The sequence below is a fragment of the Desulfovibrio sp. genome (assembly GCF_019424165.1).
Taxonomy (GTDB): Bacteria; Desulfobacterota; Desulfovibrionia; order Desulfovibrionales; family Desulfovibrionaceae; genus Desulfovibrio.
The window spans coordinates 30,089-43,246 of sequence record NZ_JAHZAA010000021.1; the positions used below are offsets into that span (position 1 = coordinate 30,089).

The 13,158-nt window shown below is 49.2% G+C and carries 11 protein-coding genes and 1 pseudogene; all 12 read right to left on the minus strand.

All coding sequences use genetic code 11. From position 1 onward, the window contains the following. Window positions 1-144: 144 nt before the first annotated feature. Complete coding sequence (locus QZ377_RS08415) at window positions 145-711, minus strand: acyltransferase (RefSeq protein WP_291440715.1); 567 nt, start codon at window positions 709-711, stop codon at window positions 145-147. A gap of 9 nt (window positions 712-720) precedes the next feature. Continuing rightward, the gene (locus QZ377_RS08420; protein WP_291440716.1) at window positions 721-1,788 is read right to left on the minus strand and encodes a Gfo/Idh/MocA family oxidoreductase; all 1,068 of its coding nucleotides are present in this window, start codon (window positions 1,786-1,788) and stop codon (window positions 721-723) included. Continuing rightward, complete coding sequence (locus tag QZ377_RS08425) at window positions 1,785-2,975, minus strand: DegT/DnrJ/EryC1/StrS aminotransferase family protein (protein WP_291440717.1); 1,191 nt, start codon at window positions 2,973-2,975, stop codon at window positions 1,785-1,787. Before QZ377_RS08425 ends, QZ377_RS08420 begins: the two co-directional genes overlap by 4 nt. Before the next feature lie 316 nt (window positions 2,976-3,291). Next, a complete protein-coding gene (locus tag QZ377_RS08430) occupies window positions 3,292-4,380 on the minus strand; it encodes a glycosyltransferase (RefSeq protein WP_291440718.1) in 1,089 nt (362 codons plus the stop codon). A gap of 20 nt (window positions 4,381-4,400) precedes the next feature. Beyond that, window positions 4,401-5,408: a glycosyltransferase gene (locus tag QZ377_RS08435; protein ID WP_291440719.1), complete on the minus strand. Its 1,008-nt coding sequence runs from the start codon at window positions 5,406-5,408 to the stop codon at window positions 4,401-4,403. A 25-nt stretch (window positions 5,409-5,433) separates the two neighbouring features. Continuing rightward, the gene (locus QZ377_RS08440) at window positions 5,434-6,444 is read right to left on the minus strand and encodes a glycosyltransferase family A protein (protein ID WP_291440720.1); all 1,011 of its coding nucleotides are present in this window, start codon (window positions 6,442-6,444) and stop codon (window positions 5,434-5,436) included. A 19-nt stretch (window positions 6,445-6,463) separates the two neighbouring features. Beyond that, window positions 6,464-7,738 carry an alanine racemase gene (locus QZ377_RS08445; protein ID WP_291440721.1) on the minus strand — a complete coding sequence of 425 codons (1,275 nt, stop codon included), beginning with the start codon at window positions 7,736-7,738 and terminating at the stop codon, window positions 6,464-6,466. Further along, entirely contained in the window at window positions 7,735-8,532 is a 798-nt protein-coding gene (locus QZ377_RS08450) for an aldolase/citrate lyase family protein (protein WP_291440722.1), read from the minus strand. Before QZ377_RS08450 ends, QZ377_RS08445 begins: the two co-directional genes overlap by 4 nt. Window positions 8,533-8,542: 10 nt before the next feature. After that, window positions 8,543-9,973 (minus strand): nucleoside-diphosphate sugar epimerase/dehydratase, encoded by a 1,431-nt coding sequence (locus QZ377_RS08455; RefSeq protein WP_291440723.1) that lies wholly within the window; start codon window positions 9,971-9,973, stop codon window positions 8,543-8,545. 61 nt (window positions 9,974-10,034) lie between these two features. Further along, window positions 10,035-10,955 carry a branched-chain amino acid transaminase gene (locus QZ377_RS08460; RefSeq protein ID WP_291440724.1) on the minus strand — a complete coding sequence of 307 codons (921 nt, stop codon included), beginning with the start codon at window positions 10,953-10,955 and terminating at the stop codon, window positions 10,035-10,037. Beyond that, window positions 10,942-12,186 carry a glycosyltransferase gene (locus QZ377_RS08465; protein WP_291440725.1) on the minus strand — a complete coding sequence of 415 codons (1,245 nt, stop codon included), beginning with the start codon at window positions 12,184-12,186 and terminating at the stop codon, window positions 10,942-10,944. Before QZ377_RS08465 ends, QZ377_RS08460 begins: the two co-directional genes overlap by 14 nt. Window positions 12,187-12,337: 151 nt before the next feature. Continuing rightward, a pseudogene (locus QZ377_RS08470) lies at window positions 12,338-13,158 on the minus strand (IS256 family transposase); the annotation flags it as partial.

Here is a 13,158-nt window from a genome sequence, read left to right on the forward strand (position 1 = left end):
GTTCATGAAATCTTCCAACTGTAGCCAACAAAAGAGAAAAATGACGTTGCATAGATCTTCCATGGGGTATGCCCTTAAACACATTAAGAGGGCATAGCGCGACCTGGCTTCTGTTCAGAGAAGACAGGTTTTTATCTTTCGTAATCAGTTAGCGTTTGCTTCTGCCAACCCACCATCGCGCTTGATGTACTTCTTATTGCAAAAGGGACAGGTCAATTCTGCATTCAGCTTCTCACCGCAAGCGCACACCCATCCCTGGATTTTGGCCGGACTGCCAAAAACCAAAGCGTGAGCTGGAACATCCCGGGTTACAACGGCTCCAGCTCCAACAAAGGCGAATTCCCCAATTGTTACCCCACAAACAATTGTGCTATTGGCGCCTAAAGTCGCCCCTCTTTTGACTCTGGTCTCCAGGCGCTGGTCAATCTTTTTAATATGGGCCCGCGGATTGATGACGTTGGTAAAAACCATGCTGGGGCCACAAAACACGTCATCTTCAAGTATGACACCCATGTAAATGCTGACGTTATTTTGTATTTTACACCGGTTTCCAATGCTGGCTTCTGCATCGACAAAAACATTTTGCCCTATGTTACAGTTGTTTCCAATGGTTGCCGTGCTTCTGATATGGCAAAAATGCCATATGTTTGTTCCGTCTCCAATTTTAGCGCCAGGGTCAACGTGCGCACTGACGTGGGAAAAATATGGCATGCTGTTTGCCTATTCCTTATGCCCCAAGCGACATTTTTGAGGCGAAAAATGTAAAAAAACCTCTTTATTTGTTTCAATGGATTCATAGATGGCCATAATGAGTTCCAAGCTTTTGCGGCCTTCCAATCCGTCTACCAACAAGGATTTGTTGTCTTCAAGGCATGAAACTACGTGGTCATAATATGCTTTATGCCCAAACCCATATACATCCGGGGGATTGACGGAGTATTTTTCCATCACATCTTCATCTTCGGGAAGCGAAGGATCAAATTGCCATGTTTCCATTTTGTTGACAGCAAATCCACCGATGACAACGCTTCCCTTTTCTCCCAGAACAGAAAGAGAGCCTTCCAGGTCTTTGGGTCGCGTGGCGGTGGTCGCTTCGATGATGCCAAGTGCGCCATTACGAAATTTAAGCAGCGCTATTGCCGTATCTTCTGCTTCTATATTTACCAACGCTGTACGGCTTTTGGCGAAAACACTTTCGACATCACCCAGCATCCATTCCAGCAAGTCAACATGATGACTGGCCTGATTGGTCAAAACTCCGCCATCGAGGGCCCAGGTTCCGCGCCACGCATCTTGATCATAGTAGCGTTGTGGCCGGCACCAGCGAACACGAACACTGCCCATGACAAGCTTGCCAAAGCGCCCTGCCAGAAGAGCCTTTCGGGCATGCTGAACAGGGACATTAAAGCGATTCTGTTTAACCACAAAAAGCTTGATTCCAGCCTGGTCGCAGACTTTGATCATTTTGTCTGCATCATCCAGGGTTAGAGCCATGGGCTTTTCAACCAAAATATGCTTTTGGTATTGTGCCAATTCAACGGTGTGGTTGGCATGGTTTCCGCTTTCTGTCAGTACGGCCACAAGGTTAATTTGTTCCCCCATGGTTTGCATCATCTCGTGCATATCGGTAAACCATGGCACGCTCCATTGTTCCCCACGGGCCTGGGCTCGTTCGGGATTAATATCGCAAACGCAAGCGAGACTGGCGTGCTGAATTTTTCCACCACCAAGCAGTTCACAGTGGCGAACGGAAATACGACCGCAACCAACAAGAGCGACACGAATCATAAGGAGCCTCCGCAAGCTGTAATGAGCGCATTTACGACTAAATATTGGTCATTTTCAGTGAGATATGGGTGCATGGGCAGCGATAATACATTGGCGCACGCAGCTTGAGTATGGGGAAAATCATCCGGGGCATAGCCAAGAGATGCAAGGCAACCTTGCGAATGCATTCCCTTGGGGTAGTTTATTGTCGTGGGAATAGCTTTTTGTTTTAAAGATCGCATGACCGCAGACCTGTCAGCCTGCTCAGGCAAGCGAACCGTATATTGCGCCCAGGTGCTGAACCCTCCGGCAGTGATTTGTGGGGTAACAATATTGGGGGAAGCTTTTTGTAACAGGGCTGTGTAACGGTTGGCGACCTCTTCGCGCAATCTCAGTTCGTCAGCAAAGATTTCTAGTTTTGCAAGAAGAATGGCTGCCTGGAGCGTGTCAAGTCTACCGTTGTAACCCAAACGTATATTGTCGTTTTTATTCTGGGCGTCAACCCTTCCGTGATAGCGCAAAGAATCCACAATTGCAGCCAGTTCGGCATCATTGGTAAAAACGGCACCCCCGTCGCCATAACAACCCAGAGGTTTGGCCGGAAAAAAACTGGTGGTTGCGGCATGGCAACCACAGTTGCAAAGTTTGGAGCTTTTGTAGCGCCCGCCAAAGCCCTGCGCGCCGTCTTCAAGCACACGCAGATTATGCGTTTTTGCGATGGGCAACAGGGCATCGTAGTCTGCCGGGTTGCCAAAGAGATCCACAACCACAACGGCCCGTGGTTGCAATGCTCGCTCCATAGCGGCTTGCGGTAGCGGGTGTAGCGATCTGTCTTGTGCTTGAACGGCGCATATGGCTGCGTTCAAACGGGTGACGTCCAGGTTATATGTATCTGGGCAAATATCGATAAAAATGGGGATGGCACCCGTTTTTGCAATCGCTTCAGCCGTGGAAATAAAAGAAAGTGGTGTTGTAAAAACAGCATCACCTTCCCCAATGTTCCAGGCCGCAAGGACAAGTTCCAGAGCATTGGTACCAGATGCACAGCCAATGCAGTGTTCGGCTCCAATGAATGCGGCAAGCTTTGTTTCGAGCTCAGAAACTTCAGGGCCCATAATATATTGCCCATGCTCAAGTACAGTGGCGATGCGTGTGTCGATACTGTTTTTTATGCGAACCTGTTGGGCTTTCAAGTCTACAAATTCCATGCAGAGTTCCTTTTGAAGTCAAATGATAATTCATCGTAGAGCAACATCCAGCGAAAAGTTTAATGTAAAATTTATGTGGATGGCTTGTTTGTCAATGTATGAGTATATAAAATTTCCTTTTTTTTGACCATGGCTTATTCTCGCCCAAGAGCGATTTGGCCCGCAGGGCAAAGAGCTATATGCCAGCGTCTTATTTTTATCCACTGGCTCCAACACACAGAAAAAACAAGAACAGACCACATACCTAACGTGGGATTCAAGGATCTAAAATTATGTTAAAGTCGGTTTGATTTTCGAATTTGGGCTATTGCCAGATCTATTGAGATGAAGAAAACCAACTCTGCAACGTAGCTATTTTTCTTTTTTCGAAGGAAACAGCGTCAATATACGGTGTACTTTCCTGGTGCGAGACTATTTTTGTTGCATTCTCCGCCACAAAACTACGCAATTTCATCAAAATTTCTGGCTTGTCGCCGCCCCATTCACTGGAGGGCGTGTAGCAAACCCATGAGGGAGTATGATCTAAAAAAGCACTGTCCTGGCACCCCAAGATTACTGGCAATCCTGCTGCGATGTACTCTCGAACCTTAAGAGGGCTGGCTTCAGAAATATTTTTTCTGAAAAAAGCCAGAGATCCAATGCCAATGTGGCTACGAGCATAAAGCCGGGACAATTGGGAAGGAGGCAAATAGCCATAAAAACTCATATTGGGGGGAGCATCCGCAAGCGCATCCGGCCCCACAACATGAAAATCATATTCGGGCAGGCTGCGAGCCAGACGTGGCAACATATCCACACCATGCCACGCTTGGCTTGGCGTGCCCATAAAAAGCAGCGCGGTTCGCTCTGTCGCAGTGGGGACACGCTTACACACCGGATGCTGTGCAAGGTCGATAACATTTGGAGAAACTATTTTTCGCTCACAAGGCACGCGGGGAAACAGCTTGATAAAATTGGAAGAAACACAAACACAGCCACCGAGATGCTTTTCCAGATAGCCCGAAGTTGCTTTATTGATCCAAAAAGCGGCGCGACGCTTCAGCGAAGCCTGACTTTCCAGCTTTAATTCTGCGTCAATATCAGCGTTGATTTCAAGAATGATTTTTCCTGAAAACCGTTTGGCAATTTGTAAAATCTGCGGACCCGCGATTTCATGACGCAGGTAAACAATATCGGGATCAAAGGCGACAATGTCCCGAAATATTTCAGTGTTGTAGCTGCATGTGGGCATTCCCCCAATGGGGTAAGGCTTCCCACCAGGGACGTCCAGGCCGGGTATTGCGCGAAAAAATAAGGAGACTTCCACCCCAGGAAGAGTCTTCCACACGGCCAGTTGGGATTCAATCTTTCGGAAAACCCCGTTGAAAAAACGGTTACCGAAGGCGGCGACATACGCGATTTTCATTACTGCTTTGCCAGTGCTTGTTACGTGTCATTTTTGGGCATTAAGCCCAGAGGATTTAAAATATACTTGCGGCCCAATCGTCTAAGTCCAATCCTGACAAGCTCTTTAATCGGCTTTTTTGACGAGCGCCACAACAGTGGCGCAGGCAGCGTCTGCCAACCTTCTCGCAAAATGGCGAAAGCCTTGCGCCAGCTTCGCACATCCGCATGCGCATAGAAACTCATGGCATATCCTTCTGCAAGAAACGTTTCACCGGTTCCATACCGCTCAAACAGGGTCGGTCTATCTACGAGAATACGCTTGCGGATACTGTATTCGTGAAAATCACTTTTTGCAGACATGGAATCGTCATGCCGCCGATACAGCATCAAACAGACCGGAACGTGAGCAACTTTAAGAGGAGAAACGTATTCAGCCGCATGTAGCCAAAATTCCCAATCCATACTCCCTTTGCGTATTTCCTCTGCCGTGGAGTAGCCGCCTGTCGCGTCCCAAAGCGCACGCTTGACAAGGGATTGGCTAATAATCCAGTTTTTGAGTGTGAGCGACCTCTCATCTTTGACGTCGCCCTTCCACACGGCAAGGCTGGAACCAAAGCACTGCAGGTCATACATGACAATATCTGGGGATGAGTTATCAAGTGCTGTGGAAACCAGCATGTGTAAAAACCAGGGGTGCATGATGTCGTCCGGATCAAAGCATACTATGTATTCCCCGCGCGACATGGCAAAAGCTGCATTTCGAGCTGTTCCCGCGCCAGAATTTTGCTCCAGCTGCGCAAAATGAATCCTGGAGTCACCGTAGGCAGCCACAATGGCTTCCGCGCCACCACTTGGCGAACAATCATCGACAAGAAGCAGTTCCCAATTGGTATACGTCTGCGCTATGAGGGCATCAAGGAATTCGGGCAAGTATTTTTCGCAATTATAATGCCCCATAATGATAGATACCAGGGGCTCATCTGCAATTTCCGGCAGTTCGAGGCCGTCAAAATGCGGCTGGAATAGCTTTTTGTATTCTTCTTTCATCTGTAGCAAGTATTTTTCTCCGAGATCATGAATTATCCCGCACGTGGATGCCCAAAGCTCGGAACAGGGGGCGTTTCACATGGATGCTCAACGCAGTTCTGGCTTTTTGGACCCCCCAGCGTGCAAGCGTTATACTGTAGAGACGAAAGGGGATTTTTTTTCCCCCTTCCCATAAAACAAGCGCCATCTTTCGCCATTTTCCCGCAACTGCCAGAGCAAAGACAGTTTTCGCATATCCTTGGGCAAGGAACTGCTGGGCTGTGCCGTAACGGGCGAAAATGGACGGGTGATCCGCAATAATGCGAGAACGGATCTCGTATTCATAATGATCGCTTTTACTACAGAGCGCCGTCGGGTGTTGCCGATATAAAAAAGTCGGCAGGGGAACATGGGCCACTGTCAAGGGCGCACACTTCTCAAAGCAGTGCAGCCAGAACTCCCAGTCCTGACTGCCAAAGCGAATTTCCGGCGCTGCGCTCTGGCCACCGGTTGCCAGCCATAATTTGCGTTTGGTCAGCGACTGCCCCGGAATCCACTGTTGTGTCGTCAGTTCGCGTTCCGTCCGAACAACAGATGTTCTGTGCGCTGTTTTTGCACCAAAGCAAATAAGGTTCATCATGACGATGTCGGGGGATTTACTGGAAAGTGCCTCGGCCATTAAGGCTTGCAAATGCCACGGGTGCATAATGTCGTCCGGATCAAAACACAGCACATACTCGCCGCTGGACATATGAAAACCAACAGTTCGCGCCACCGCACCGCCGCTATTATTTTCCAGCCTGTGAAATTTAATGCGCGTATCATTATGCCGTTTGACAGCCTCCTCGGCTATCCCGTCCGGAGAGGCGTCGTCCACAAACAGCATTTCCCAATTTTCGTAAGTCTGTGCAAAAACAGACTCCAAAAATTCTTCAAGGTATTGGGCGTTGTTGTAATATGGCGTAATAATGGAAACAAGCGGTTTTTCCCCCGCTATTTCCGGAAAAGGCGCATTTTCAAAATGCGGCCGTAAAAGCGCTTCATATTCTGGTTTCACAGATATTATTCCTGGCTCGCTATTTGGTCGGATATTGCTGCCTCTTCGTGCATGCGTTTACATCAAAGGTGGCAAATATATCATCAAAGGTTTCCGCTCGTTTGACCACCTTGTACGCACCATCCGCGATATCAATGACGGGGACGTTAGGCAGAATGAACGGCGGCTTGAACACAACGCTGTAAGAACCCACGTTGTGGAAGACGACGATGTCACCCTCCGCCAGATGGCCTTCATATCCGGTGTAGAGACAGTCGTCTTCTATGCAGGTATAGCCGACAATATTCCAAGTTTTCATTGACTTGCTGGTACCGTTTCCGCTCGCGTTGTGTGCCTCGTCACGGAAAACGTCCATAGGGCGACGTATGCCTTTGGTAGAGGGATTGACGTTGTAGCTGCTGGCTGCAAGGGTGGCGATATGTCGTCCTCGCACAGTTTTTATGCTGACAACGCGGGCGGCCAAGCTCATGGCGTCCGCCACGATGGCGCTGCCGGGTTCAATAATCAGGCGCACGTCATTTGAGGGGCCAAAGATGTCATGCATGGCCTTGCCCACAATGGCGGCATAATCAGCATAGGTCGGCGGAGAAAAGCCGAAAACGGTGGCGAAGTCTGGTGGGATTTTTCCGAAATACCCGCCCCCGAAGCTAACATAACGCAACTCGGGTAGAGAGAGGCGGCGCAAGAGGCTTGTCATGCCCGCCGCGCGGGCGTGAAAGGAATCAAGCTGCCGCGTGGGAAAGTGGCAGTGAATGCCCGTGATGATGAGGTTTTTTTCTTGTTTGATCATTTCCAGAGCTTGAGCGAACTCTTCACCTTCGCAATCCAGACCAAAGCGCGAAACGCCTTCCGCATCAATCTCAAAATTGCACCGCAACCCCACCGCGACAGAACGGTCTGTATGTGCGCGTGCGAGGGCTGTCGCCATTCGCACCTCCGCCAGTGAGTCCAGATTTACGTTGGCCCCGTTCAGCAATGCCTCGCGCAGAAAGGGCTCTTTTTTGTAAGGGCCATTGTAATAGATATCTGTGGGTGAAACCCCAATCCGGACAGCCAGCTCATATTCCATTTCAGAGACCACTTCCGCAAAGCCCCCGAGTTGATGAATTTTACGGCAGAGGGAGGGAATATAGTTCGTCTTGTAGGAGTACGCTATGTGTGTTTCCGGATATATCTTGCGGAAGGCAGTAAGCATTTCCACAAAGTTCTGGGCAAAGAGGCTGCTGTTCAGAATATACAAGGCATCGCCGTGCGTGCGCATGAGCTGCGTGACAAGCGGCATGGAAAGGTTCATTGGCACAACTCCCTGATGCGCTGCATATTTTTTTGAAATTCTTCCGTCGAGACCCCACGCAAAGCGTATTCAGCATCACGCAGCTTTGGTAGCTCCGTGGCGAAAACATGTTTCACGGCGTCAAGATCCGGCAGCGTCTCTGTATTGCAAAAACTGCGAGAAAGAATTGCCCTGGATGATCCCAGACGAACGTGCTCCATAAGCACGAATTCCGTGGGCAGCCTGCCTCCGCCTACACGGGCCAAGCCCCCGAAGCCATATGGAATTCCTCGTTGCCTGATGCGGGTGCATAAGCTTTCCACAGTGCCGTTGGCAAGAAGCGAGAACATAAACGGCAAACCGTATTCCAGCGAAAGGTCGTTCAAGCCGATGTGTATCTCGTCAAAGCCAGCGTCAATCATGACTTCAAGGTTATTGGCGGCATCGCGCGTTTCAAGCAGTAAAATCGTTTTTACCTTGCCTTGTGCTGCCGCGATGAATCGCCGCGCCTCATCTGCGGTACGCGCCATGGGCAGCATCAGCATGTCTGCGCCTGCCTCAATGGAGCCGGCGACTTCCGCTTCGGTGTCTTTGTGCATGGGGTTGACCCTGACCAAAACACTTGACTTGGTGAGTACGCGCCGGACGTTGGCGACATCTTCCAAAGTATGGAATGATTTGACCGAGTCCAGATGTCCCTGGCGTTCAGCCTTGCCCATCCACTCCATATCCACAAATATACGCTCTACGCCCGCCTCTTCACAGATGCGAGCCACCTCCGGGCGATTGGTGATGTACATGTATTCAATGGTCATGGCTCTTCTGTCAGTTAGAATATGCTGTTGGGCGATAGGTCGGCACAATGTTCATGATGGCCTGGCGGATATCGGCTTTTTCATCATGAGCGAGCCGACCGAGATCGTTTAGCTGCGAAAGAAAAAAGTCTTCGTCAAACTCAATCGGTGCGGCTACATAAATTTTTTCGTTGTCAGTCTTATTAAGACCTTCTTCATCCATCAAGATTTCTTCGTATAATTTTTCGCCAGGACGCAACCCGGTAAACACAATCTGAATGTCCTTGGGGGCATAGCCGGAAAGCCGGATCAACTTCTTGGCCATATCCACGATTTTGACGGGTTCCCCCATATCCAATACAAAAATTTCTCCGCCCCGCGCTGCGGCGCCCGCCGCCAGCACAAGAGAAACCGCTTCAGGAATGGTCATAAAAAAGCGGTTGATTTCAGGATGGGTAACAGTAACCGGCCCCCCTGACGCAATCTGCCTGCGGAACAGGGGGACAACGCTGCCGTTGCTGCCCAGAACATTGCCGAATCGAACTGCCACGAATTCCGTTTTCGAGCGGTTGTTGTACATCTGTACGATCATTTCGCAGATGCGCTTGGAGGCCCCCATAATGTTGGTGGGGTTCACGGCTTTATCAGTAGAAATGAGCAGAAAGTTTTTTACCCCATAAATATCTGAAAGTTCCGCGAGGTTCCGAGTGCCAAAAACATTGTTTTTAACCGCCTCGTGAGGGCTGGCCTCCATGAGGGGCACATGCTTGTGAGCGGCGGCATGAATGACGATATCCGGCTGAAAATGAGAAAAAATATGTTTTAAGCGATCTTTGTCGCGCACGGAACCAATCAGTATTTCCAAGGGAACATTGGGATTTTCCTCAAGCAATTCCTGCTGGATATCGTAGGCACCGTTTTCATATATTTCTAAAAGAATCAGCTTTTTAATTGGCTGATGGGCAAGCTGGCGGCACAGTTCGCTCCCAATAGAGCCGCCGCCACCTGTTACTAATATGGTTTTTTCTTCCACATGCCGGGTGATGGCAGAGAGATCCACCATTGACGGAGGACGCCCCAGTAATTCGTCGATGCTTACATCCCTGACAAGCTGGATATTGGCGTATGGATCAACAAACTGTGAAAGTGTGGGCAGTGTTTTCAGGGTGCAGTCCGTTTGTTGACAAATGTCAAGAATATTCTTTCTGCTTTGGACATCCGCCGAGGGAATGGCCAAAATAATGTTGTGTACCCCGTACCGCTCAACGCAGGACAAAATGCATTCGCGACCCCCAACAACAGGAACGCCACATAAATTCGTTCCCGTTTTGGTTGCATCATCGTCAATAACGCAAACGACGCGGGTGGGGTTTTCCGGGTGGCGCGCAAGGTCTTGCAGCAGCTCTACCCCGGCCTCCCCCGCGCCGATAAGCATTGTTGTAACCGTGTGTGTTGTCATCATGGCTTGTTCCTTGCCGCCTGTGTGCCTGTGTTGGCCCTGCTGTAATGCTTTGTTCGAATGCTTAATGTAGCGAAGTTACCCAGGTTTCACAGCCAGGAAGCTTTCCTTCTGCTGCGCGCAGGTATTGTTCATGTAGAGCAGTGGTCAGCGGGCCGGGGGCTCCGGAACCAACGGTATAACCGTCAACGGAAAGAATGGGGGTTAGCTCTGCCGCAGAACCACATAAAAATGCCTCATCGCAGATATAAAGCTCTGTTCTGTCGATGGCGCGTTCCACAACGGAGATTCCTTGCATCCGGCCAAGTTCCAGTAAAACTTCCCTGGTAATGCTTTCAAGCACAGAAGCAGAAAGTGGGGGCGTAATCAGCACACCATTGCGCACCATAAAAAAGCATGAACCCGGGCCTTCGGCGACGGTTCCTTCCCTGTTCATAAACAGAGCAGAGTCATAGCCATTTGTTGTAGCTTCTATCTGCGCCATGCGGCTATTGATATAGTTTGCTCCGACTTTGATCTTGGGGGAGATCGTACGCTCGCTGATCCGCTCCCAAGAGCTGATACAGCACGAAATGCCCGTAGTAAGAGGCACTGCTTTTCTGGGGCGGGAAATGGGGGCTATGAACATGCCCACGGGCTCTGTTGAAAACCAGCTTCCCGAATCTCCGTCTACAAAGACTGTTTGGCGAATGGCGATGTCTTCGCGATAATTGTTGGCTTGAACTATATCACGAATGTATGGCAGCCAATCTTGGCGAGGGTAAGGACATTTGATGCGAAACATTTTCAAGGATCGTTCCAGCCGATCAAAGTGCTCTTCAAGTTTAAAAGCTGCCAATGATTGTGTGGAGGCGCTCCAGTAGCAACGGATGCCTTCAAAAACATTGGCGCCAAATTGGGCTGTGGGAGAAAGCACGTTTATGGTGGCCTCTTGTACGGACAAGATTTTTTCATTTAACCATATCTTTCTGTCATACTTTTGCATGCGATAATCCCTCAAGACATTGTTCATAAAGTCCGACCCAATGGCTTTGCACAGCAGCCCATGAATTTAAAGCATACAGGGCGGCTTGGTTCGGTTGCGCCGTTTTTTTAAACCTGCCAGGGGCTTCAACAATGGATTCAAGAAGCTGACTCAGGTGAAAAAAGTTGTCGAACTGCAAGTAAGCGATTCCCCGTGATTCAAGCTCATGATATTTTAACCACGAACCATTTAGCACAATAGCCCCCGCATATAAATATTCCAACATGCTGGCGGATAGTGCATCCGTGGTCTGGGCGTGAATGAAAACATCAACGGCATTGCGAAGACCTGCTGATTGGTTGTCATCCAAAAAGTCATCAATGATGCCCCAGGAAAAAGACGCTGTATGCAATTTATCACGGATAGATTTGTAATATTTTTTGTCAGTTGTATAGTTGTATGAATATTGAAGGAGAACATGGCACTTCTCCTTTACTTCCTGCGGAAGCCTCTCGATAGAATCAATCATTTCCGCATGCTGCTGCCCAGGACTGGCATTGTAGCCTAGCATGATGCAAATTTTGCCTTCTGGGATCTGAAAGCGTCTGCGGCTTTCAGCTTGAGCCTCGGGGGCTTGCTTCAGCAGGTCTATGGCATCGTATACGGAAACTCCAAAGTCAATGATCTGAAGTTTGTTGTTAAAATCTGAGCCATAAACGCTATGAAAATGCTCACATAAACCCGCAGTCATGAATGTTACAGCAGACGAGCGTTGCAACAGATCTTCGTTACAGCGCGCACTTGTAAAGCGCAACAAATCACTCCCCCAATAAGTCAGCACTACTTTACTGGTAAATTTGCGCAGGAGGGGAGAAAAGACATCTTGCATGTCTGGAGGAATATAATGCATATGAATGATATCTGGGGGAGATATTTTCTGCATGAACTTCGTGGAGGAGTATGTCGTAAGAATTCTTCGTATGAATTGCTTTATTTTTTGGGGAATAACAGGCTTGATAACCGTCATGCAGTGTTGCATCAATGGTTGGCTGATAGGCGCTGTATTGGCAGGGTGCCTTAGGGTATCGGGAAGTGTCGTAACGATGCAGATATCATTTTTTTCATAAAACTCACAAAAAGCAGTGTGAGACTGCGAAAGAACTGTTACGCGTGCGCCGAGGGGGATGAGTACTTTCTCAATATATTTTTGTACCCAAATAGAATCAGCATTTGCCACGAGTAAGATGTGCACACTTCCTCCTGGAAGTTTTGAAGAAATACACGCGCTGAATATACAAATATCGACAATATCGAGTAGCGTGTATCGCCCTTACCTTATTTTAACAAAATATTCTATCAACATCTTTGGGGATGTCCAGAATTTTGTGTAATCGATTTTCCTATTAAGCTGGAAACCTTTCCTCAAACTGTATGGCGAATCTGTTCAACGCTGCCTTCCAATCCCTGATGGGCATAGTCCATTTTTTGCTGATATTTCGCAGCGCCAGCCAGAAGATTTTGAAAACGGCCTCATCGTGGGGGAAGGCCCCCTTGGCCTTGGTCACCTTGCGCAGGCTCATGTTCAACGATTCTATGGCATTCGTCGTATAGATCACCTTCCGGATTTCCGGCGGGTAGTCAAAGAAAGGGATTATCCGCTGCCAGTGGGCTCGCCAGGATTTTGCGATGAGCGGATAACTGGAATTGTATTTGTGCTCCAGGCGCTCAAGGGCTGACTGGGCGAGTTCTGCCGTTGGCGAGCTGTATATTTCCCTCAGGTCGGCGGCAACGCTTTTACGCTCCTTCCAGCCCACGAATTTCAAGCTGTTCCGGACCAGATGCACAATGCACAGCTGGATTTGCGTTTTAGGAAAGACGCTTTCAATGGCCTCTGGAAAGCCCTTAAGCCCGTCCACGCAGGCGATGAAGATGTCCTGCACTCCTCGGTTTCGCAGCTCCGTCACCACGGACAACCAGAACTTTGCGCCCTCGTTCGGGGAAATCCACATACCCAGCAAATCTTTCACGCCGCTCATGGTCACGCCAAGGGCCAGATACACCGCCTTGGTGCTGACCGTGCCGGAATCGCGTACTTTAACATGAATGCAGTCCAGGTAAAGGATAGGATAAATGGCATCCAGAGGGCGGCCTTGTCATTGACGGACATCCTCGGCCACTTCATCGGTTACAGCGCTGATCAGCGCCGGTGAAACGTCTGTGTGGT

What these genes read in the sequence shown, in the direction of transcription:
- QZ377_RS08435 (WP_291440719.1), bottom strand. Translation starts at nt 5,408, where the DNA reads ATGAAAGAAGAATACAAAAAGCTATTCCAGCCGCATTTTGACGGCCTC.
- QZ377_RS08415 (WP_291440715.1), bottom strand. Translation starts at nt 711, where the DNA reads ATGCCATATTTTTCCCACGTCAGTGCGCACGTTGACCCTGGCGCTAAA.
- QZ377_RS08460 (WP_291440724.1), bottom strand. Translation starts at nt 10,955, where the DNA reads ATGCAAAAGTATGACAGAAAGATATGGTTAAATGAAAAAATCTTGTCC.
- QZ377_RS08445 (WP_291440721.1), bottom strand. Translation starts at nt 7,738, where the DNA reads ATGAACCTTTCCATGCCGCTTGTCACGCAGCTCATGCGCACGCACGGC.
- QZ377_RS08450 (WP_291440722.1), bottom strand. Translation starts at nt 8,532, where the DNA reads ATGACCATTGAATACATGTACATCACCAATCGCCCGGAGGTGGCTCGC.
- QZ377_RS08425 (WP_291440717.1), bottom strand. Translation starts at nt 2,975, where the DNA reads ATGGAATTTGTAGACTTGAAAGCCCAACAGGTTCGCATAAAAAACAGT.
- QZ377_RS08455 (WP_291440723.1), bottom strand. Translation starts at nt 9,973, where the DNA reads ATGATGACAACACACACGGTTACAACAATGCTTATCGGCGCGGGGGAG.
- QZ377_RS08430 (WP_291440718.1), bottom strand. Translation starts at nt 4,380, where the DNA reads ATGAAAATCGCGTATGTCGCCGCCTTCGGTAACCGTTTTTTCAACGGG.
- QZ377_RS08420 (WP_291440716.1), bottom strand. Translation starts at nt 1,788, where the DNA reads ATGATTCGTGTCGCTCTTGTTGGTTGCGGTCGTATTTCCGTTCGCCAC.